This is a genomic window from Shewanella chilikensis (assembly GCF_002836945.1).
GTDB classification, from domain to species: Bacteria; Pseudomonadota; Gammaproteobacteria; order Enterobacterales; family Shewanellaceae; genus Shewanella; species Shewanella chilikensis.
Genome location: NZ_NIJM01000040.1, coordinates 17698 through 39350 on the forward strand (window position 1 = coordinate 17698; position 21653 = coordinate 39350).

At 53.0% G+C, this 21653-nt stretch carries 19 protein-coding genes; 6 read left to right on the forward strand and 13 right to left on the reverse strand.

Going from position 1 to position 21653, the window contains the following annotated elements; translation table 11 throughout:
- Positions 1 to 119: 119 nt before the first annotated feature.
- The gene (locus CX651_RS14465) at positions 120 to 1709 is read right to left on the reverse strand and encodes a bacteriohemerythrin (protein WP_101056609.1); all 1590 of its coding nucleotides are present in this window, start codon (positions 1707 to 1709) and stop codon (positions 120 to 122) included.
- Positions 1710 to 1979: 270 nt separating this feature from the next.
- Here CX651_RS14465 and CX651_RS14470 point away from each other — a divergent pair, with 270 nt between their 5' ends.
- Entirely contained in the window at positions 1980 to 2108 is a 129-nt protein-coding gene (locus CX651_RS14470; RefSeq protein WP_071237139.1) for a DUF3149 domain-containing protein, read from the forward strand.
- Positions 2109 to 2193: 85 nt separating this feature from the next.
- On the opposite strand, the gene CX651_RS14475 is transcribed toward CX651_RS14470, so the two are convergent.
- Positions 2194 to 2805 (reverse strand): superinfection exclusion B family protein, encoded by a 612-nt coding sequence (locus tag CX651_RS14475; protein WP_039034972.1) that lies wholly within the window; start codon positions 2803 to 2805, stop codon positions 2194 to 2196.
- 167 nt (positions 2806 to 2972) lie between these two features.
- Between CX651_RS14475 and CX651_RS14480 the strand changes: the two genes are divergently transcribed.
- Complete coding sequence (locus tag CX651_RS14480) at positions 2973 to 4604, forward strand: sensor histidine kinase (protein WP_101056610.1); 1632 nt, start codon at positions 2973 to 2975, stop codon at positions 4602 to 4604.
- A gap of 1 nt (position 4605) precedes the next feature.
- Here the strand turns inward: CX651_RS14480 and pepT are convergent, their stop codons facing one another.
- Positions 4606 to 5835 (reverse strand): peptidase T, encoded by a 1230-nt coding sequence (gene pepT / locus CX651_RS14485; protein WP_101056626.1) that lies wholly within the window; start codon positions 5833 to 5835, stop codon positions 4606 to 4608.
- A gap of 86 nt (positions 5836 to 5921) precedes the next feature.
- Positions 5922 to 6767 (reverse strand): tRNA cyclic N6-threonylcarbamoyladenosine(37) synthase TcdA, encoded by an 846-nt coding sequence (gene tcdA / locus CX651_RS14490; RefSeq protein WP_101056611.1) that lies wholly within the window; start codon positions 6765 to 6767, stop codon positions 5922 to 5924.
- Positions 6768 to 7335: 568 nt separating this feature from the next.
- Between tcdA and CX651_RS14495 the strand changes: the two genes are divergently transcribed.
- On the forward strand, positions 7336 to 8433 hold the full coding sequence (locus tag CX651_RS14495) for a porin (protein WP_101056612.1): 1098 nt from the start codon (positions 7336 to 7338) through the stop codon (positions 8431 to 8433).
- Positions 8434 to 8550: 117 nt separating this feature from the next.
- Here CX651_RS14495 and CX651_RS14500 read toward each other — a convergent pair whose 3' ends face one another.
- Positions 8551 to 9207 carry a thiopurine S-methyltransferase gene (locus CX651_RS14500; protein ID WP_101056613.1) on the reverse strand — a complete coding sequence of 219 codons (657 nt, stop codon included), beginning with the start codon at positions 9205 to 9207 and terminating at the stop codon, positions 8551 to 8553.
- Positions 9208 to 9641: 434 nt separating this feature from the next.
- On the opposite strand from CX651_RS14500, the gene rarD reads away from it, so the two are divergent.
- Positions 9642 to 10535 carry an EamA family transporter RarD gene (gene rarD / locus CX651_RS14505; RefSeq protein ID WP_071237380.1) on the forward strand — a complete coding sequence of 298 codons (894 nt, stop codon included), beginning with the start codon at positions 9642 to 9644 and terminating at the stop codon, positions 10533 to 10535.
- Here rarD and mnmD read toward each other — a convergent pair.
- The 5 genes from mnmD to CX651_RS14530 form a co-directional block, all read right to left on the reverse strand.
- Positions 10521 to 11231 carry a tRNA (5-methylaminomethyl-2-thiouridine)(34)-methyltransferase MnmD gene (gene mnmD / locus CX651_RS14510; protein ID WP_101056614.1) on the reverse strand — a complete coding sequence of 237 codons (711 nt, stop codon included), beginning with the start codon at positions 11229 to 11231 and terminating at the stop codon, positions 10521 to 10523. The genes rarD and mnmD overlap by 15 nt on opposite strands.
- 92 nt (positions 11232 to 11323) lie before the next feature.
- Positions 11324 to 12061, reverse strand: a complete 738-nt coding sequence (locus CX651_RS14515) for a DsbA family protein (protein WP_101056615.1) — start codon at positions 12059 to 12061, stop codon at positions 11324 to 11326.
- Between the two features lie 11 nt (positions 12062 to 12072).
- The gene (locus CX651_RS14520; protein WP_101056616.1) at positions 12073 to 12600 is read right to left on the reverse strand and encodes a protein disulfide oxidoreductase; all 528 of its coding nucleotides are present in this window, start codon (positions 12598 to 12600) and stop codon (positions 12073 to 12075) included.
- Positions 12597 to 14684 (reverse strand): protein-disulfide reductase DsbD family protein, encoded by a 2088-nt coding sequence (locus CX651_RS14525; protein WP_101056617.1) that lies wholly within the window; start codon positions 14682 to 14684, stop codon positions 12597 to 12599. Before CX651_RS14525 ends, CX651_RS14520 begins: the two co-directional genes overlap by 4 nt.
- 62 nt (positions 14685 to 14746) lie before the next feature.
- Positions 14747 to 15151 carry a hypothetical protein gene (locus CX651_RS14530; RefSeq protein ID WP_101056618.1) on the reverse strand — a complete coding sequence of 135 codons (405 nt, stop codon included), beginning with the start codon at positions 15149 to 15151 and terminating at the stop codon, positions 14747 to 14749.
- A 156-nt stretch (positions 15152 to 15307) separates the two neighbouring features.
- Between CX651_RS14530 and CX651_RS14535 the strand changes: the two genes are divergently transcribed.
- A complete protein-coding gene (locus tag CX651_RS14535; protein ID WP_101056619.1) occupies positions 15308 to 15991 on the forward strand; it encodes a Crp/Fnr family transcriptional regulator in 684 nt (227 codons plus the stop codon).
- Positions 15992 to 16021: 30 nt separating this feature from the next.
- Here CX651_RS14535 and tsgA read toward each other — a convergent pair whose 3' ends face one another.
- From tsgA to CX651_RS14550, 3 genes are all read right to left on the reverse strand, one after another.
- Positions 16022 to 17194, reverse strand: coding sequence for an MFS transporter TsgA (gene tsgA, locus CX651_RS14540; RefSeq protein ID WP_101056620.1), 1173 nt, complete (start codon positions 17192 to 17194; stop codon positions 16022 to 16024).
- Positions 17195 to 17213: 19 nt separating this feature from the next.
- On the reverse strand, positions 17214 to 17912 hold the full coding sequence (deoD, locus tag CX651_RS14545) for a purine-nucleoside phosphorylase (protein ID WP_101056621.1): 699 nt from the start codon (positions 17910 to 17912) through the stop codon (positions 17214 to 17216).
- A gap of 158 nt (positions 17913 to 18070) precedes the next feature.
- Positions 18071 to 19243: a winged helix-turn-helix domain-containing protein gene (locus tag CX651_RS14550; RefSeq protein ID WP_373296854.1), complete on the reverse strand. Its 1173-nt coding sequence runs from the start codon at positions 19241 to 19243 to the stop codon at positions 18071 to 18073.
- A gap of 237 nt (positions 19244 to 19480) precedes the next feature.
- Here CX651_RS14550 and CX651_RS14555 point away from each other — a divergent pair, with 237 nt between their 5' ends.
- Entirely contained in the window at positions 19481 to 21040 is a 1560-nt protein-coding gene (locus tag CX651_RS14555) for a POT-type proton-dependent oligopeptide transporter (protein ID WP_101056623.1), read from the forward strand.
- Positions 21041 to 21653 lie beyond the last annotated feature (613 nt).

Consider the following 21653-nt stretch of genomic DNA (forward strand, 5'->3'; position numbering starts at 1 on the left):
GTTTCGCGACGAAGTCTCATCGGCGAGTGAACGGCATTATACCTGTGCTCACTTCAATGGCAAGCGCTTTACGAGCCTGTTTGCCAAAATCCTGTTCGGTTGGACAAAATTCGCTCTGACTACTGGGCTCCGCGGGCAATTAGGAAACCTGTGTACTCCTTGTCGCTACCCTGAATATGGTTGATAAGCCAGGATTTGAGGAAGGCCATCAATTCATCGGCAACATCTTCACCATTGGCCACTCGCTTCTGGAAATCCAGTACCTTAGCCACCAATTGTTGGTGCTTGAGCTTGTGCTGTTCGGTTTGCGGGTAACCGAAACGGGCAAATAACTCCTCTTCATAGGCGAAATGATTGGCAGTGTAATCCACCAGCCCCTGTACTATGCGTTTAATAGCTTCCAGGCCGTAAGCTTCTTCCAGAGTGCGGTGCAGTTCATTGATCAGGGATACCAGACGTTGGTGCTGACGATTGATCTCTTCCATGCCGAGATCCAATTGCGGCCCCCACTCAACAAAACGATGACGTTTCTCCAGCTGTTCCATCGCCCGTTTGTCGACATGGAAGCGACCAAGCAGGGAACTGATCTCCTGCGACATATTGAATACTTTCAGACTGGATAGGTTGGTACTGTGGGTTTCTTTGGCATTCTCGACCGCCACTTGCGCCATGGAGGAGATATTGCTGCTGATCTCTTCAGCAACTGTCTGCTGTTGTTCCGAAGCCGCCGCTATTTGATGCGACATGTCCGTGATGCTTTCAATCTGCGCCACAATTTGCCCCAATGCCTGCTGCGCCTGATGAGCCATCGCATGGCTGGCGCTGGCCTGCTCGACACTGGTTCGCATCACTTTCACGCCTTCATCGGCCCCTTGTTGCAACTGCAGTATCTGCTGCTGGATATCGACCGTAGCTGTGGATGTTCGCTGTGCCAGACTACGAACTTCATCGGCAACCACGGCAAAACCTCGGCCATGCTCGCCGGCGCGGGCACTCTCTATAGCGGCGTTGAGCGCCAGCAGATTGGTTTGCTCAGCCACTTGGGAAATGGTGTCTATAATGGTGCTTATGTTGTTGCTGTCTTCGGCCAGGCGGGCAATCACTTGTTGAGTTCGCTCAACCTGAGCCGACATATCATCTATCTGCCTTACCACCTCTTTGACGGTTTGGTCACCGCTGCGGGCTGCCTGCATGGCTTCCTCCGCAGCATTGGCAGCACAAGCTGCGTTACGACTGACTTCCTGCACGGTAGCAACCATCTGGTTCATAGCGGTCGCGGCCAATTCCGCTTGTTTTTCCTGCTCCTCCACTCCGGTATGGGCGGCATCGCTGATAGATTTGATATCCATGGCCACGCTCTTCATCGTATCGGCAGTATTGACCAAAGACAGAATCGTGCGGCCAACATCCTCTCCCATACGGTTGATGCCGTGAACCACAGAATGGAACATGCCGGCATCCTGCTCCGACAACTGATAGCTGAGATCGCCTTCTCCCAGGTGACGGGCAGCGTTTTCCAAACGCTTAAGATTGGACAGCTGTCTGGCACCAAGCCAAGTCAGCACTATCAAGGCAACCAATAGAGAACCAAAGGCGAGATAACTGCCGCCGTGTAACAGGCTCCACAGGGGGTAAAGCAACAAGAGCAACAGCAGATAAAACTGCCACCGGCTTAATATCAATTTCGAAAGACCTTGGGATGTTTGCATCGCACGCTCCTTGCATGAACAATCTCAGCCCAAGCCACCCTACTCCTTTAGTGTGATAATGAATATTATCCTTTGCTCCTATTCCCTTCAGTGAAATAACGCCCTTGCTTCCCCCTCCGCTAATTTAAGCAAAACATGATACAGCTCATGTTTTAACAAGGCGATTTACCCAATTAACAACTCTGACAACATTTGTTGATCGAGATCAGCTTCAGTTTTAGCAAATTTGATTAGTTTAGCTTTGACTTTACAAGAAAGAGGACTTCAGTGATGGCATTCTGGTTAGATCTAATGTTCGGAAACCCCATAGGTTTACTGTCGATGATAGTTATCTTCAGTACTATCGGGATCATCTCCTACATTATGTGGATGTTTATTGTAAAGTCAGCAAAGCCTTAGCTTTGACTTCCATGTTCTTTTAAATGCAATGACATTTTTGAGTATTGCTTGGGCAGCCCTGTGGCTGCCCTCTTTTTTAGTGCGATTAAGCCGCGTGTTTCCGCACCTGGGCAATAGCATTGATAAATTGCGGTCTTGCCTTGATAAGGTATTGCAACTCCTCCTGACTCGGTTCTCCCGGAGGAAGGCGCAACACTCTTCGATTTAAATGCTTACGGGCTGCCATCGCTATCTTGTACTCGGCGGTGGGGCCTTGAATAGCGTAATGGCGTTCATTTCCCAGGCTCTCGAGTATATGCGCCTTGAGCAGCGCCTGTACGGGAGCCTCATTTTGCGGCAGGGTCAAAACACTGGCTCCCTGCAAAAAGAACTCTCGTAACAAGGCCCGCTCGGCCGGATCCAACAACTTCACCTTAGCTTCAATCATTTCGTTGATTCGGCGCTCACTCAAACGACTTATCGCTTCATCCAACAAAAAGTTGACAGCCAGCGCGCCGATATAGGCCAAAGCCAGTAGCAATGTCAGGCCAATATAGTGGGCATTGGTATCTACCCAGGATTCCAAATGCAACAGAGCCAACAAGGACTTTGGCATAAACAGCAGCAATGTGGTGATCAGCAGCACCCACAATGTCAGTTGCAATGCAGCGGCCTTGAACTTGCCCTCTTTCAATACCTCAAATTTCAGTCTCTTCATGGCTCTATCCAGCGTCAGAAAATTGTTCCAATCACTAATCAAGCAAAACCAATGCCAAATTCATTCAAAGTACCGCGGCTTAATATAACGACAAAAAAACCGCGAAAGTCAGATGCGAAGCTATGCTTAAAGCTATCCAAAGCAAGCACTTAAAATAGTTGATATTAATGCCAGATTTTATACAACAGCTCATCAGTAGTCCCATAGGCCGCAGGCTGACTCTGGCTATTATCCTGTTCAGCTCTCTGATCACTCTGGTGACCACAGGTTTGCAGTTGGTTTCTGATTACAAGGGGGACATTGGCCGAATCAACGATGAGTTTGCCAATATTGAAAAGGCTAACCTGGATGTGCTGGCGGCAAGTATCTGGGTGATAGATGAGAGACTTATCAAAACTCAACTCAACGGTCTCAATCAACTGCCGGATACCAGCTATGTGGTCATAAAAGATGACAGCGGTAAAGAATGGACAGCCGGCGAGTACAGAGACCAAGGTGTAATAGAGAAGCGCTTTCCTTTGGTGCACAAGACCAGCAGCCAGAACTTCAATGTCGGTGAGCTAAGAGTTCAAGCCGATCTCTCCAAAATCTACGACAGATTGGTGAACAAGGCCTTACTGATACTAGTGGCCAATGGTATCAAGACCTTTCTGGTGGCCGGTTTCATTCTCTATCTGGTTTGGGCCACTATTACCCGGCACCTGTTGCAACTGAGTGAGTACTGCTCACAGCTCGATTTGGAGCAGGATTATCAACCACTGCAGTTTAAGCGCCGGGACAAACAGGGAGAATTTACCCAGGTTGCCCTGGCCATCAATTTGATGCAGCAACAGCTGCGCGCCTCCTTCACCCAGTTGAACCGCTCCCGCTACGAACTACAAGAAGCCCTGAGCGACAGGGAAAGACTACTGGAACTGGAACGCAGCTATAAAGATGAGTTGGCAAGGCAGGTCAAAGAGCAAACCAAAGAACTTGAACAGTCGCTGTTGGTGTTGGAACGGGCTCAACAGGTGATGGTCGAACAGCAGAAAATGGCCGCGCTCGGCGGTCTGGTATCCGGCATAGCCCATGAGATAAACACCCCGATAGGTATCTGCCTCACCGCTGCCAGTAGTCAGCTACAGCATATCAATGAATTGGTTGAGCTGTTGCAAAACGATGGCGCTACACTAGAAGAGCTCAATACCATCCTCAACGAATATCAACAAAGCTGTGAACTGATCATCAGTAATATTACCCGCGCCAGTAACCTGATCCAGAAGTTCAAGGCGATTGCTGCCGAGCAAGGCAATGAGGTGCACGAACAGATGCTGCTACCCCAGGTATTGCAGGAATTTGCCGATGCTGTAGCGCTATCTTTCAAGCAATTACAGGTAGATGTGGAGATTCAGGTCGAGGCCGATCTTTGGCTTACCAGCAGCCACAGCCTGCTGAAGCAGATAGTGATCAACATACTTTCCAACGCCTATGCGCACGCCTTTGAGGGTGATTCCAACCATAAGATCAGCATCAGCGCACAACAGCAGGGTCAAGAACTACTGCTGGATATCGAAGACAATGGCAAAGGAATCGCACCCGAGATTGCCGGCCAGATCTTTGAGCCTTTCTTTACCACCAGTAGACGAACCGGCGCCACCGGGCTTGGATTGGCGGCGGCCTTCAATGCCGTCACACTACTGAAGGGCAATATCACCCTTGCCAATGACTCAAACCTCGGCGGCGCTCACTTTAGGGTTCGCTTCCCGGCTGTGATAGAGTCCCGCCCCGTTGATGACGACAGGGTGGAACTCTTTATTTAGATTACTCGGCGTATCTCTGAGTCGTTAACCTGGCGATATTGATGATCACCTCTACCGCCTTTTCCATTGACTCAAGGCAGACATACTCATGTTTGCCATGAAAATTGTGGCCGCCGGCAAAAAGATTGGGACAAGGCAGTCCCTTCCAGGACAATTGCGCACCGTCAGTGCCACCGCGGATAGGTTTGATATCCGGTGTGATGTTTGCCATCTCCATCGCCTGACAGGCAATATCTGTCACATGAGGCACAGGCAATATACAGTCCTTCATATTGTAATAGCTGTCGCTGATACAGATCTCCAGACTACCGGCCTGCAGCTCAGCATTGCATTTAGCCACAGATTCTTGCAGCCAGGTTTTACGTTGCTCAAACTGAGCGCGGTCAAAATCCCTTATCAGGTATACCAACCTGGCTTCTTCTGTCTGGCCTTCCATGGATAACAGGTGGAAAAAGCCCTGATAACCTTCGCTGGTCTCTGGCGCATCATTGAGTGGCATTCTGGCATGGAACCTGGCGGCCATGGTCAAGGCATTGACCATCACCCCATAGGCACTGCCGGGATGACAATTATTGCCTCTGGCGGTGATCACCGCAGTGGCGGCATTGAAGTTTTCATATTGAAGTTCGCCAACTGCGCCACCATCAACCGTATAGGCCCAATCTGCACCGAAAAGCTCGAGATCCAAACCATCAGTACCTCGGCCTATCTCCTCATCGGGTGTAAAACAGAGATTGATCTCACCATGGGGGATTTCAGGGTGCTGCAATAGATAGTGTAGTGCCGTGACAATTTCGGCGATACCTGCCTTGTCGTCAGCCCCCAATAGCGTAGTACCATCGGCAGTGATCAGTGTTTTATTGAGATAGTTCAGCAACGAAGGAAACTGCTCAGGACTAAGCTCTTCCCCCTGCTCCAGTTCAATAACTTGTCCTTGATAGTCAGCGATCACCCGAGGTTTGACCCCGGCACCGGAGTAATCCGCCGCCGTATCCATATGAGCCAGAAAACCAATTGCCGGTACCTTAGCAGTATTCGCCGGTAACTTGGCATAAAGGCAGCATGATTCACTGAGGAAGACATCATCAAATCCCAGCTCGAGCAGTTCTTGTTGCAACTGACTGGCGAAGGCCACCTGGCCTTGAGAACTGGGAACAGATAGGGAATTCGGATCAGCTTGTGTATCCTGTTTGACATACCGCAGGAAACGATTGAGCAGCGCTTGTCGCATAAGCTTAATATCTGTAGCGAAAAAGTGTCTGGATTCTAACAACCCAGACACTTGCCACATTAGACTCAGATCATGTTTTGTGCTGTTTATTCAGCCTTGGTATTGCCGCCGGGAGTACTGGCTTCCTGCGCCAAGCGCGCCAAAACCCGACTTGCGGCCACAAAGCCAAAGCTGCCGGTCACCATGGTCACAGCACCAAACCCTGAGGAGCAATCCATTCTCATACTACCTTGGGCGCCAGCCTTAGTGGAACAAACACTGCCATCGGTCTGAGGATACTTGAGGTGTTCACTGGAAAACACGGCATCAACGGCAAAACGCCGCTGTGGATTCTTGCTGAAACCATATTCTTTGCGCAGCAAGTTACGTACCTTAGCCAGCAATGGGTCCTGAAAAGTCTTGGCCAGATCCGTTTGCTGGATCTGGGTTGGGTCTGTCTGACCACCGGCACCACCGATAGTCACCAACTTAATCTTATTGCGTTTGCACCAAGCGATTAAGGCCGCCTTGGGCTTTACCGAATCTATGCAGTCCACCACAAAGTCTATGCCCTTGTCCTGCGACAGATACTGGCTCAGATTATCTGCAGCAATAAAATCTTCTATTTCATCCACCCGGCACAATGGATTAATCGCCTTAATCCGCTGCGCCATCACAGCAACCTTGGACTCTCCTATGGTGTCTGCCAGCGCATGGATCTGACGGTTGGTATTGGTGACACACACATCGTCAAGATCCATCAGGCTGATATGCCCGATTCCACTACGAGCCAAAGCTTCGGCGACCCATGTGCCGACGCCACCTATACCTATCACCATCACATGAGCCTTGGAAAAGGCCGCCAGTGCAGCAACACCATATAAACGGGCGATGCCGCCAAAACGCTGTTGATAGGCTTCCGCCTCCAACAGCTCTGAGTCTGTATCTTGCATAACTTGGTTCCCAATTTTCTTCGGCGGCATTTTAGCCGAATACCCGACTATCCCCAAGCCAAGGGTGTAACAGGATCAAAGTCTCTCTGTCATAAGGCATATTAACCGGCACTTGAAGAGATTTGCGTCGACTCTGTCAGGAGCTGATTTGGCGGTTCAAATGAGAACCAGTGCACATAAATGTCATTTTTGTGCTGAAAAATTTCACTTTTATTAAAACTTCATCTATCACTAATTTACAATTTGTTTTATTAAAAATAACCAACAGATACAGTCCTTCATACTGCAAAATTATCTTTTTATAGCGAAAAGATGAACATGCTGATTTTGTGAACAATAGCTTCTGGGTGGTTTTTGAACCAAATGGACATTTTTGTCACAGATTGACGCTTTTCCTGGCGAAATGGGGCAAAAAGTTTGATCTAGGCCACAATCTTGAAGAAACAAAACTGTAAGAATCAGCGCAGCTTTGCGACGGACAGGATGTCCGCTGCAAATCCAGGAACACTCGTTTGTTAAATAACCATAAATACATGGATTAGAACTCAGGTTCTAGGGAGCACAACACATGAAGAAGACCCTTATCTCTGCGTCAGTAGCAACAGTTCTGGCCGCAGCCTCTTTCGGTGCGCTGGCTGATGGCCCAACTCTGTATGGCCGTTTGGATCTGTCTGTAACTCATACTGACACAGGTGCCACTCTGCAAACTGGCACTAATGGGATTGATACCAATAATTTTGCCAACGAAAACAACTCTGGTACTTATATTGAAAACAACTTCTCAAACCTGGGTGTAAAAGGTTCCGAGAAGCTGACTGATGGTGTAGACATCATCTATCAGATGGAGTTCCAGGTAGAAAACACTTCAGGTACAGGTGACACTTTCAAAGCCCGTAACACTTACCTGGGTGCCAAGACCGCCTATGGTACTGTACTGGTCGGTCGTAACGACACTGTATTCAAGCAAGCTGAAGGCGGCGTTGACGCATTCGGTAACACCAACGCGGATATCGACCGTTTGGTTGGTGGTCAGACCCGTAGCGCTGACGGTTTCTGGTACTACTCTCCAAAGATCGCTGACCTGATCACTCTGAACGCCACTTACCTGGTTGACGATAACAACGAAGGTAAAAATGAAAGCGACGAGAGCCAGTACGCTCTGAGTGCCACCCTCGGTGACAAGAAGCTGAAGGCTCAGAACTACTATGCAGCTATCGCCTACAACAAAGGCATCAGCAACATCGACGCTTACCGCGCCGTAGGTCAAGTTAAACTGGGCGACTTCAAAATCGGTGCTTTGTATCAGAACTCTGAAGATGTTATCAAAAAAGACGATAACAACACTTACTTCGTCAACGTAGTTTACAACCTGAACGGCGTTAACCTGAAGCTGCAATACGGCTATGATGAATCAGGTGAAGGTAAGTACTATGGTAACGACATCAAGTACACCAAAATCAATGGTGATGTTGTAGAAAAGCACAAACTTAATGGTACCGATATCGAAGTGACCAACATCACTGTGGGTGCCGACTACCGTGTGTCCAAGTCAACTCTGGTATATGGTCACTATGCTCATTACGAAGGTGAGCACGTAGTAGAAGGTGTTAAACAGGACCTGCAAGACGACAACGTATTCACCGTGGGTGTACGTTACGACTTCTAATCTCTGTTGAGATAGTAGTTATAGACACTAAAGGCGACCTCAGGGTCGCCTTTTTGTTTATCGAGCTTTTAACCAAGCGCTGTTCACGCCTTCAACGCTTATCTTCGCCAGAGAAACTTATTTACGTTTCAAAAGATAAGCACTCTCATTGAGCCAAGGCACCTCTTTGGCAATGAACCTGGGGTTATCGGCCAACACATCGGCTTGCTCCAGCAGAGAGACCTCAAACCACTGGCTCATATGCTCCCTTATCCACTCCCGGGTCACACTGAATGGCGGCCCCTTGAGCATATCCTGAGGATATTCCAGAGTGATCAACAGGCCACAACAACCACTCGGCAACAAGGCAGCCAGCTTGGCGGCATATTGCAAACGCATCTCCTCAGGCCAGGCGATTAACGCTGCCCTATCGTAGAAAGCACCTACCGACGCCAATTGCTGAGCCTGCAATGCAAAGAGATCTCCCTGTAGCAAGGTCATCTGCTCACTGGAAAACGCCTGCAGTTCGCCAAAGGCTTTCTGTTGATACGCAAGGCGATTCTCTTCAAAGAACTGCCTTACCGCCAACTCGCTCAGTTCACAGCCGAGCAGATCATGGCCCTTCTCGGCCAAATAACACATGTCCAAAGACTTGCCACAAAGTGGAACAAAAACCTGCTCATTGCCCCTAAGCCCGAGTGTGGACCAGTACTTTACCAAGAAGGGGTTAATATCCTGCTGGTGAAAACCTATCTGCTGTTTGTGCCAGCGTTCATGCCAGAATCCGGGTTCCATCTATCCATCCTGTTCATCAGAAAATCTTGATACTCTAGCGACTCGCGTAACGGATGCAAAGTCCGACAGGTGTAAAATAATAGGCTCAGGTAAAAGAATAGGCTCACAGTTTCAGACTGAAGACGCACCAACGCTCAGCTTGAGTAAATCGATGAGAAGCCGAATTGGCTGCCCACTTTCCCCGACTCACTCAAGCTGTTCGCCATCAGGAACGCCGCCCCCTCGCAAAATAACCAAGATCATTTTGAGAGCTCTGAGGCCAATCAAAAAAGGGGAAAATGGAGTTTAAAAGTCCAAGAATTAATGCTCACGCAGCCAGTTGAGTTTAAAGAATGAAAAGATTTTTTAAACAGTGAGTTAATTCACTTCCCTTTTATAAGGGCCATGCCAGAATAGCCGCCATATCCGAGTATTGTGTTGTTTCGGTGAAAATCATGTCCAGCTCTCTCAAGGGAAACGCTCTGGCGGCCTTCTCTTTCGTGCTTTGGGGAATATTACCCCTCTACTATCAATTGCTGCCGGATGCGGCCATCTTCGAGTTGCTGGCCTTCAGGGTCATCTGGTCTGTGCCCTTTATGCTGCTGGCCTTTGTCCTGCTGAGACGGCCGTTACCTGCCTTTGGCGCGCTGTGGCGTGATAAACGCTCCTTGCTGCTGTGCTTTGCCGCCGGGCTTATCATGTGTATCTCCTGGGTCAGCTTCACCTGGGCCCTGACCCATGGCCAGGTACTGGCGGCCAGCCTGGGATTCTTTATCAATCCTCTGTTTGCCATCGCTCTGGGGGTACTGTTCCTCGGCGACAAGCTGAGCAAGGCGCAACTGGCCGCCGTGGTGCTGGCCATTGCCGGTATTGGCTGGCAGGTATATCAATATGGCAGCCTGCCATGGTTGTCGCTGGTGATGGGCAGCTTTTTTGCCCTCTACGGGCTGCTGAAAAAGTTTATCCGCTTTGACTCCTTCACTTCGGTCACACTGGAGGCACTGCTGCTGACGCCCTTTGCTTTGGGCTACCTCTGTTATCTGCTGGCCACAGAGCAAAGCGCCGCACTGGCTGGCGGCAGCGAAGGCATTATGCTCTATATCGGTTCGGCGCCCGTGACGCTAGCGCCGCTGATCCTATTCAGCCTGGCGCTGAGATACACGAGTCTGTCCATGGTGGGTTTGCTGCAATACATTGAGCCCAGCCTGCAATTTTTGCTGGCGGTGGTTATCTTTGGAGAGGTGTTTGACGAGGTGAAACTGGTGAGTTTCTCCCTCATCTGGGCCGGACTGCTGCTGTGCTCGCTGGAGGCCTTGCCCGGCCTGCGTCGCAGCTTAAAGCGGGTCTAACTTCCAGGCGCGGGTCATCTCGCGCTTGCCAAGGGCGCCGGGGTAAGCTTTTACCTGAAAACCGGCGGCCTTGAGATCTCGCTTGAACTGGCCATTGGCGCAGTAAGACACCAACAAGCCGCCCTGCTCCAGCAACCCATAACACTTTTTGAAGTTATCCAGCGCCCATACATCCGGCTGCTTGCTGGGGGCGAAGGCATCGTAATACACCAAGTTAAAGGGTTCGCCCTGCCACTCGAGCTGCTCCAGTTTGCCCTTGACCTTACGCAGCACAAAACCCGGCATGATTTCCACATCCTGATCCCAGGGGGCGGCGTGCAAGGCATCGAACAGCGGCGCATACCAGTCGGGCAGCATGCCCTTGTAGTTCAGTCCTTCAATCAGCTCGGCGGACAAGGGATAAGGCTCTATGGTGACATAGCGCATCGGCAGCGGCGCCAAGCCACTCTGCTGACGCGCCTTTGCCAGCTCCAGCGCCTTCCCCAGGGTCATGAGGGCATTGAGCCCGGTGCCGAAGCCCACTTCCAGAATCGCCAGATGGTCAAAGTCCTGCAACACCTGCTCGAGCCCGGCGTGGATAAACACATAACGGGATTCTGCCAACGCCCCCTTGTGGGAGTGATAGGTCTCATTGAGCTCGGCATTAAATAGAGTATGTGACCCGTCTTCGGTCAACTGCAGGCTTACGTGTTTCATCTCGACTCTTAATCATCTGTGCGGGGAAAGCCGGGGCGCTCGCCCCGGCGACAGGCAATTATCCCAGAAAGGCGATAACTGCCGCAAGCCAATTACCCTTGGCGCTCCAGCACCTGCTGCACCACGGCCTTGAGGGTGGCATAGTCGATATAACCAGGGATCACCTCATCACCTATGAGCAGAGTCGGCGTGCCGCCAAAGCCCAATTCAGAGAAGACTCTCACATTGGTATGCATCAACTCGTCGGCGCGGCCGCTGGGCTTGAGGTATTGTTCTGTGCCCGTGGCCTTGGCGACCTGCTGCAGTGAATTCCCTGTGTGCATGCCATTCTTGGCCATCAAGAGTTCATGTACCCGGGGGAAATCCTTACGATCCTGCCGCCAGACTTCGAGGGCAAAGGCGCCGGAAGAAAGCTCAGTGCCCTGGGCCTTTATCTGCCTCAATGGCACAAACACATTGACCACCTGCAAGTTTGGGAACTCCTTTAAAAGCTTGGCAAATTCCAGTTCCATCCGCTTGCAGTAGGGGCAGTTATAGTCGGTAAACACCACCAGCTGTAACTCAGGCTTGCTGCTGCCCATAGTCGGCATCTGCGGGTTATTGAACAGCCAGTCCTTGTGCTTGGCCAGCGCTTGCTGCTGCAACTGCCGCTGCTCCACATAAGACTCTATGCTGCCAAGCACGCCGGGAATGATCTCCGGATGCTTGAGCAAAATGCTGCGGATCTGCCCCAGTTGCTGTTCCTCTTGTTGGCTCAGCTTCTGCTCTGCCGCCTGTAAACTGCCGCTGGCCGCCAGCAGCCAGGCACTCAATACTATCCAATACTTCATCTTGTTATTCCTCAAATTAAATTCATTTTTGTCAGCCAGAGTCGCAGCCAGATCCCCGGCCAACTTGTGACTCCTGTGGTGCTGCTGCGGATTTCGCCCTGATAAATAAACAATAGCGTCGGTGTCGCCGACACTCCAAGGGAGCGCGCCAAGGCGCCGCTGGGATCATTAACTACCTCAAAGCCGTAGCCCTTGTTTTGCAGGTACTGCTTAACCTGGGTGTTATTGCCCGACTGCAGCGCCACGGTCACCACCTGCTCACTGTCACTGAAACCATCTACAGTGCCGGACACCAAGGGACAGACGCCACACCAGCTGGCCCAGTAGTACAGAATGACCGGGCGCTCCATACTCATGGCGGCAATATCCAGCTGACTGCCGGCCAGGCTCTGAACCGTTTGCAGCGGCAGGGTTTCCGGCATCTCACGGCTGCGAAAGGCATCGAGGGCAACACTCACCACCAGAATGAATAACCCATAACCGAGCAGGGTCTTGAGCCATTGAAGCCCCTTGTGGGCCAGTTTATTTTCCTGGGTCATTGTCTGCTCTCCGCTTCGGCCAAGGCCGCCAATACTCCATCGCTGCTGAGGATTACCGGTAATGGGTTACCGGCGGGGGTTCCCGGGCCATAGACCTGATTAAAAGGCACTCCAAAGCGTCCATTGGCCTTGAGGTAGGCGGTAATTTCCTCGCTGGGTTTGGTCCAGTCACCACGCATCAGCAGCACTCTGTCATCGCCAAGGGCATCATAGACAGGGTTTTGCAGCAGCACCCCCACCTTGTTGGCCTGACAGGTAATGCACCAGTCGGCCGTGACATCGACAAACACTGTCTTGCCCTCATCGACTGCCTGTTTGAGCTGCACCAAATTCAGCGGTTGCCAGTGGTGATCCGAAGGCAAAGGGCTGACCCAGGCATCCCGGGTCAGATAACCAACCCCCAGCGCCAGGCTGGCAAACAGAAAACTGCCGCCAATGGCATACACCATTACCTGAGTGCCGTAACGCTTGCCCAGCAGTCCCAGTGTCAGCAACAACATCAAGGCGCCCAGCCCCAAGATAGCCGCAACGGAGAAGAAGCTTTGCAGCAGACTCAGCAGCCAGAGACAGGTTGCCAGCATCATCAGCGCGAACACAGGCTTGACCCAACTCATCCAGCGCCCGGGCTTGGGTAAACGCTGCGCCAACGCCGGCCACAACGCCAACATCAGCCAGGGCAAGGCCATTCCCAGCCCCATGGCGCTGAAAAGGGCAAACAGCATGGGATAGTCGGCGCCGAGGGCGAAGGCCACCGCAGTACCGAGAAACGGCGCGGTACATGGCGTAGCCAGCAGCGTGGCCAGCATCCCCTGCAATAGGTGGCCGAGGCGCGAATCATCACCGGCACCGGCCAGGCGGGTTTGCCACTTGGAAGGCAGATTGATTTCAAACATCCCCAGCAGGTTGAGGCCGAAGCCCCAGGTCAGCAACACCATAAAACCGATAAACCAGGGCTGCTGGAACTGTATCCCCCAGCCCAGCGACTGACCGGACAACTTCAGCAAGCTAAGACCGGCGGCAATCAACCAGAAGGACAGCAAAATACCCAGTGCCGAAGCCATAAAATGGCCGCGAACCTGACTGCGACTGCCCTGGCTGCTCATCATGACCCCGTGCACCTTCATACCCAGCACAGGCAATACGCAAGGCATGATGTTGAGAATAAGGCCACCGGCCAGCGCCATCAGAAACAGGCTCCACAACGGCAGGCTCGGCTGCGGCTTGGCAACATGACCTGTGGCGATGGCGCCGCTCAGTTCGGCCGAAAGGTGTGTGTCGGCCAGGTGAATCAACAGTGGCTTGCCCTCCAGATCCGGCGTTCCCAGCCAGTGTTTAACCCCGAAAGTGGCGGTCAGCCGTTTGCCATCTGTCTGGATCTGCGGCCGGGAGAAGATTAGCTCGCTGACTGTCTCATCCTCGCCGAACAGAAACAGATCTGCCTGTTGCCAGGGGCTTGCGGCTTCTATAGCCAGTTGCAGCAACTGCTGCTTTTCATCCCAGACAATCGACTGCAATACCGCGCCGCCATTGCCCTGTGGCACCTTGGCCATCGCCTCGCCCCACTGGTGCAAAAAGCCATCATCGGCCTTAAGCCCGGCGGCCTGAGCGCTCAGCTCCACAGGGTAATCGGTCAACACACAGACATTGGTGCAGGAAGACAGGGTCAGGGTGCCCTTGAGCCGAAATGGCTGCCCGGGATCCTTGAGGCGAATAGTCAGTGGAAACAAGGTATCGCCCTTGTAACCCAGGGTTTCTATGCCCTGCAACACATAGCGCTGCGGCAAGGGCCAGTGCCAGTCGACCGCGGCAATGTTCTCCGAGGCGGACCAGTCCAGGGTCGGCGGGATCCCGCCTTCCCCCGGCGCACGCCAGTAGGTTTTCCAGTCGCCGCTCAGGGCCACATCGAGCAGGGCGTTGAGCTCACCGACTTGGTCGGCATCAACATCGGCCAGCGTCAGTTGCACCTTAACCGGAGGATGATCCGGGTGCTTGAGCCAGCCACTGCTCAGCGGCTCTGCCAAGACTACTTGGCTGAGCAGCATCAGACATACCGCGAAGGCATGCCATATTCTTTTTAAATACATGAAATTAGCTCCAAAACAAAACATCAGAACCCGGTGTTAACCGGCAAGAGTTCAGGATGTTTTCATTCCAGATACACGCACAACACTGAGTGTCGCCTTCGTTTGGAGACTATGGGGTGGGAGAGATAAACACTGAAAGGTCGGGTACTGCCGAGCCAGTTGAGCAACAGCAGAAACAGCAACAGGGCCGTGAGTCCCAGTTGCAACACCACAGGTTGCAGGTTCAGCATATGGGAAGACAGATGACAGGGCTCTTCATTGAGCTGCGCCTTGCTCGCATCATTGGCGTGAGTCGGCGCAGTATCAACACCAAGTTGCGTCAGCTGATGTTGGGCCTTGAGCGGGCAGGAACCAAACAGCGAAAGCTGCTGACCAAAACAGAGCAGGATCACCAGCAGACTGATGATCAATGACACCAGCGCCCTGTCTTTGAGGGAAAAGCGGTTAACACCGAGTGAAAACCCCATGCTGCACTTTGCTCTGTATGGCCCAAGAATGCCGATAGGGTTCCATGATTGACGACAAAGGTCAATCATGAAACCGCGGCTGCAACCAATCCTTGCTTGCCATCTGCGCCATTGGCAGGATAATTCCTCCACCAAGCCCTAGTTTTCGACCCCAAGATGCAGCTTAAACCTCTTACCCAAGGCAGATACTCCCAGGAATGGCAATCAGACTACCCTCTGGTGGAGCGGGTATTGCTCAGTTGCGTCAGCGAGCAGCGCCGCTTTGCGCCGGGAGAGGCCTTGATGCAGCAGGGACAGAAGCTGAATCAACTGGTACTGGTGCCCAGTGGCAAAATCGCCATGAGCTACAGCGCCCGCAACGGCCGCAACTTTCAACTCGGCACCCTGAAATGTGACTCGCAGCTATTCGGTGAAATGGAGTTTTTCACCCAAAACCCCTGCCAGTTGGACATTCTGGCACAAACCACCCTGACCTGTGGCATTATTCCCGCCGACAAGCTGCAGCAGGCCCTGGGGGAGCACCCCAGGCTAGCGCTGTTTTTCGCCAGTGCCATCGCCATAGATTATCAGGACACTGTGGACATCTTCACCCGGCGAATGCTCTACCCCATCAGCTACAACATTGCCTACGACCTCTATCACCAGCAGCTGGATGACCTGCCGGTATCTGGGTTCAATAAGGGCTATCTGGAGGCTGAGCGTTTCGGCACCACCGCCAGAGTTTATCGCCGGGCGATACAATCGCTGGAAGATGCCGGATTGGTTCGGCGCAGCAAGGGCAAGCTGGAAATAATGGATCTCAAGGCGCTGCAGGATTTTGTCGAGCAAGGGGAGCTTTAGCTCCCCTATTCGTTGAAAAGAGATTCAGACTCAGGCCGCAGCCGCCTCGGCCTGACGCTTAAAGCCCAAATTGGACACCAGCAGCATCAGCAAGATCACCCCGTAGAGCACAGGAATGGCATACATGACGGTCTGCAAGCCCACTATCTTTTCCGCCATTGAGCTAATCGCCGGGCTGAACATGGCACCGGCACTGCCGCTGATCAGAATGAAGGACACATTGCGGCTACTGGCTTGTTTCACAAAGGAAACCCCATAGGCGATAAAGGCGTTATACAGCGCGGCGCAGACAAAGCCGTAGCCATAGGTCAGATACCCCAGGGTTTCCAGATCGCCACTGCTGACAATCCAGCTGGTGAGCAGCAGTGCCAACGAGATGATCATCAACAGGAAGTGGCGGATCTGCATCCGGGTCACTATCAGGGTTGAGATCAAGGCGCCCACCAACGCCGCCGACCAGTACTGGGTGATGATATTGCCCGCCTCTTCAAACGGGATCTCAAACTTCTGCTTCACAAACATAGGCGCCCAAGTGAGGAAGGTATAGAGCGCCAACATGCCCAGAAACAGCCCCAGACCGCCGCTGATAATACCGAAGTTCCACTCGGAGCGCTGAGCGGACTGCGCCTGTTCACCCTGGCCCTGCACCCGGCTAAATGAGGTGAAGGCCGCCAGTGCCAGGGTCAGCAAGGCCACCAGGCCTACTGCCAGATAGCTGTAACTCCAGGCCAGTGAGTGTGTCAGCGCATAAGTGGTGATCAGCGGAAACACCACCCCGGCCACGTTAAAGGTGGCATCCTGCACCACCAGCATGGTGGACTGGATTCGCTCCTGCCACAGGGACACCACCAGAGTACCGGCGATACACAAGCCGATGCCGCCGCACAAACCCACCAGCGTCATGGCCACCATGACCACTGTCAATGAGGAACCCAAATGCAGCGCCAGCGCCGACAGGAAGATAACGGCATAGCTCAGCAGTGTCATCGGCTTGATACCGACCTTTTCAATCAACAAAAAGGCCACAACAGTACCCGCCAGGGCGCCGCCGTTCAGCAGTGAGAAGATTGAAGCCACATCGTTGACATCGGCCCCGAAGCGGGTGGCTATCGGCTCTATCAACATACCAAACTGAGAGGCGAAACCCGCCATGATAAAGTTGGCCAGAAAACTGATGGCCGTCAGTGTGATTTTACTATTCATTTCTTATCATCCATCAACGTTAGGCCACGGCCAGCGCCAGCGAGATCATCTGGTTAAATGACAGCTGGCGCTCTTCGGCACTGGTTTCTTCACCTGTGAGGCAGTGATCCGATACAGTCAGAATCGCCAAGGCCTCGATGCCGAACTGCTGCGCCAGGCCATAGAGACCGGCCACTTCCATATCTATCCCCAGAATGCCGAAGCGCTCCAGCGCCGGGATCAGATCTTCATCCGGGTCATAGTAGAGATCGCCGCTGAACACATTGCCCACTCTGACATTCAGCCCCTGGGCCTTGGCTTGTTCCCAGGCCTTGAGCAGCAGCGGGAAGCAGGCCGAAGTCGGCATATGATAACCTGCGCTGCGCTTGGCGTTGGTGACTGAATCTGTCCCCGCCGCCTGAGCCAGGATCACATCACGCATCTGCACCTGACGCTGGGTCGCCCCCAGGCTGCCCACCCGAATGATACGCTCAACCCCGAAGTCGTTGATCAGCTCATGACCATAAAGCACCATAGAGGGGATCCCCATGCCGTGGCCCATTACGGAAACCGGTTTACCCTGCCAACTGCCGGTATAACCCAGCATATTGCGCACCGAAGTCACCTCTCGGGCATCATCGAGAAAGTGCTCGGCAATGTATTTGGCCCGCAAAGGATCGCCGGGCATGATAACTGTCTTGGCAAAATCGCCTTTGGCGGCGTTGATATGTGCTGTCATAAGCTGTTCCTCGGATAAAAACTGGTCCGAGTCTACCGGCGAAGCCAAAAAAGCCTTGAGGACAAAAGTCCGCTTGCGGGGATTTGTTTACCAAAATGCCACACTCCTCTCAGCCAACTAAACGGCTATTTTAAGGCAGGCACAGAGCCGAGCCGGCACTATAAACTTTGCAAACGGCGCCAGCGCTGCTTTAGCTCCTTGTGATTACTGCGCACCAACTTCCAACGCTCACAAGCATTGAAACGGGCATAGTCGGCAATGGCCCTGGTAAGTTCGGCCAGCAATCGATCATCCAAAGGCCGATTGGCATACTCGGGCTCCAACACCAGGTTTTGCAACAGCAGGCATTGGCGCGGCCGGTCGGCCTTGACATCGACCCGGCCGATAAACTGCTGGCACCAGAGGATGGCCAGGCTGAAATAGCCGTAAACTCGCTTTTCCTGCGGCAGGTACACTTCCAGTTGATAGTCAAAGCCAAACCATTGCTTTAAGCGGTTACGTTGAATAACCAGGTTATCGAAGGGATTGAGCAGCCAGACCCGCTCCGGGATCATGGGCGCCGCACTCAGTTCTGCCGGGCAGAAATACTGCTGACCATCGACCTTAAATTGCTGCAGTTCACCGGCCTCCAGCCCCTGGGCCAACACCCGCTTGATAACCGGCCGCATGCCTTTACGCAGATAGGCAAACTGGACCTCTGAGCCAAAACCGTTGGCATTGAGAAAGCGGTTCACCAGATACCGGCCAAACTCCTCATCGTCGGGCACCCGGGTATCTATGCCCGGCGGGAGTACTCGCTCGGCCAAATCATAAACCTTTTGAAACTGCTCCCGCCGCAGCACCATTAACTCGCCGCGCATAAATAGCTGTTCCAGCGCCTTCTTGGCCGGTTTCCAGTCCCACCAACTGCCACGCTGATCACTTGGGTGTTCAAAATCACTGGCCTTGAGCGGCCCCTCGGCGCGCACTCTGGCAAGCACTTCCCGCATCAAGGGCTCGTCCGGTTCAAACCAGTGTTTATCCCCCTGGCGCAGTTGCTGTTTGCGCTGCAGGCTGTATCTGTAGTCACTCATAGGCAGGTAGGCCGCGGCGTGAGCCCAGTACTCGAACACCTCTTTACCGACCATAGCCTGTTGCAGCTGCTCGGGGTGATAACCGGGCAACCGATTGTGCAGCACATGGTGATGGGCCCGCTCGACCACATTGATGGAATCTATCTGCACATAACCCAGCTGACGGATCACGGCCGCCGCCGAGTTCGCCTGTTGCAACAAGCCCTGGCGCTGCAGGTTAAGCCTGAGCCATTCATCGATGGTCAATGGTCCATACAAGGGTGTATCCATGGTGCCTGGCTCCCGATAGCCTTGGTTTAGCGTGGCGCTATGATGACAGCTCAATGCCGCTGCCAATGCGAGTAATCAGTTTGCCCTTTTCATGACTTTCGATGCAAATTTGTACTCAAGCTCACAAAAAATACGCTTTTGCCAGGCACCAGAGTTGAATGGAAAGCCGGATTATGCGCATATAGCTGCAACCTTTATTAGAATCGACAATAACCAAGGTAAATTATGAGCTCACCTTCCTCTGCGCGTTGGCCGCGACAGATCCCTTTTATCATTGCCAGTGAAGCCTGCGAGCGTTTCAGTTTTTACGGTATGCGCAACATTCTGACCCCCTTCCTAATGACGGCTTTGCTGCTGTCGGTGCCGGAAGAACTGCGTCAGGGTGAAGCCAAAGATGTGTTCCACTCCTTTGTGATCGGGGTGTACTTCTTCCCTCTCTTGGGGGGCTGGTTGGCCGACCGTTTCTTCGGCAAATACCACACCATTTTATGGCTCAGCATAGTCTATGTGATTGGCCATGCCTTCCTGGCGATTTTCGAAACCAGCAAAACCGGCTTCTACTCGGGCCTGTTCCTGATAGCCCTGGGCTCGGGCGGCATCAAGCCGCTGGTGTCCTCTTTCATGGGCGATCAGTTCGATCAGAGCAATAAATCGTTGGCGCAAAAAGCCTTCGACATGTTCTATTTCACCATCAACTTCGGCTCCTTCTTCGCCTCGCTGTCGATGCCGCTGCTGCTGAAATTCTTCGGCCCTTCAGTGGCCTTCGGTATTCCTGGGGTACTGATGTTTATCGCCACGGTATTCTTCTGGGGTGGCCGTAAACGTTATGTCCACCAGCAACCCGAGCCCAAAGATCCACACGGCTTCCTGCCGGTGCTCAAGAGCGCCATCTTCACTCCTGTGCCCGGCAAGGCCAATACAGGTTTGCTGCTGAGTGCCATAGGCATACTGCTGGCGCTGTTTTCTCTCACCCAATACGACAGCCTGGGAGTGGTGACCGCCTTGTGTCTGGCAATGGTGCTCTTGATGGGCTTTGTCGGCATAGGCGCCTCCATGCAGCTGGAACGGGCCCGCAATCAACATCCACTAGAGGCGGTGGACGGTGTGCGCGCCGTATTCCGCATCTTAATCCTGTTTGCCTTGGTCACTCCCTTCTGGTCACTGTTCGATCAAAAGGCTTCCACCTGGATTTTACAGGCCAACGACATGGTCAAGCCGGATTGGTTTGAGCCGGCCATGATGCAAGCGCTTAACCCTCTGCTGGTTATGCTGCTGATCCCCTTCAATAACTTTGTGCTCTACCCCATGCTGGAGCGCAACGGCGTGCGTCTCAATGCCCTGCGTAAAATGGGCGCCGGTATCGCCTTCTCCGGCCTGTCTTGGATAGTAATAGGCAGCATTCAGCTGATGATGGATGGCGGCACCCCCATGTCCATCACCTGGCAAGTGCTACCTTATGCGCTGCTGACTTTCGGTGAAGTACTGGTTTCTGCCACCGGATTGGAGTTTGCCTACAGCCAGGCACCCAAGTCGATGAAAGGCAGCATCATGAGCTTCTGGACACTGTCGGTCACTGTGGGCAACCTCTGGGTGCTATTGGCCAACGCCAGCGTCAAGAGCGATGCCGTGACCAATCAGATTGCCGAAACCGGCCTGAGTGTCACCGCCTTCCAGATGTTCTTCTTCGCCGGCTTCGCCCTGCTGGCCGCCTTGGTGTTTGCGCTCTACGCCCGCTCTTACACCATGCAAGATCATTATCGGGCAGTGGAACCGCAACAGGCTTAAGGCGTTTGCCGCCAACCTGAGCGGCAAAACCTCGTTGATTCCCCCCCAAAGACCCAACGTGAGTTGGGTCTTTTTCATTGCTGATGCTCCCCGCTTGGTCGAGTGTGGGGCGGCGAGTGTCGCGTAGCGACATGCTTACGAGCGAGAGCCAGGGATGGCGAGCTGGCCGTTATGCATGGATGCATTTGCTCCACGACTTTAGGCCGCTGGCACAGCGGCTATCATGGCTTTAAGCCAAAACTCACCAATGAACTTGGTCTTAGCTGCCAACTAAGTTGCAGCCCATCACCTGCGGTGCGCTCTCGCACAGGCGATCCTGTGACACGGCGAGAGTTGCGCAGCAACGTGCTTTCGAGCGCGAGTCATGGATGACGAGCTGGCCGTTAAACAGGGAAGTTATTCGAGTACATCCTTGTAAGCTCTGCCTCGCCATCCCTGGCTCGGAAGGTCACAGTTCCGCCTGTGCCTGGAATTAGGCGTATGCCTGTGGGTCTATCTGCAATTTCAAGCAACGCTATCATTACAGAATTGCACCGTTACCCCTCCGGAGCCGCCGCGGGCGTTGTTGCAAATTGGCGTAGCCGAGACAGGGATGTCGAGGCTCGAAGGTCGA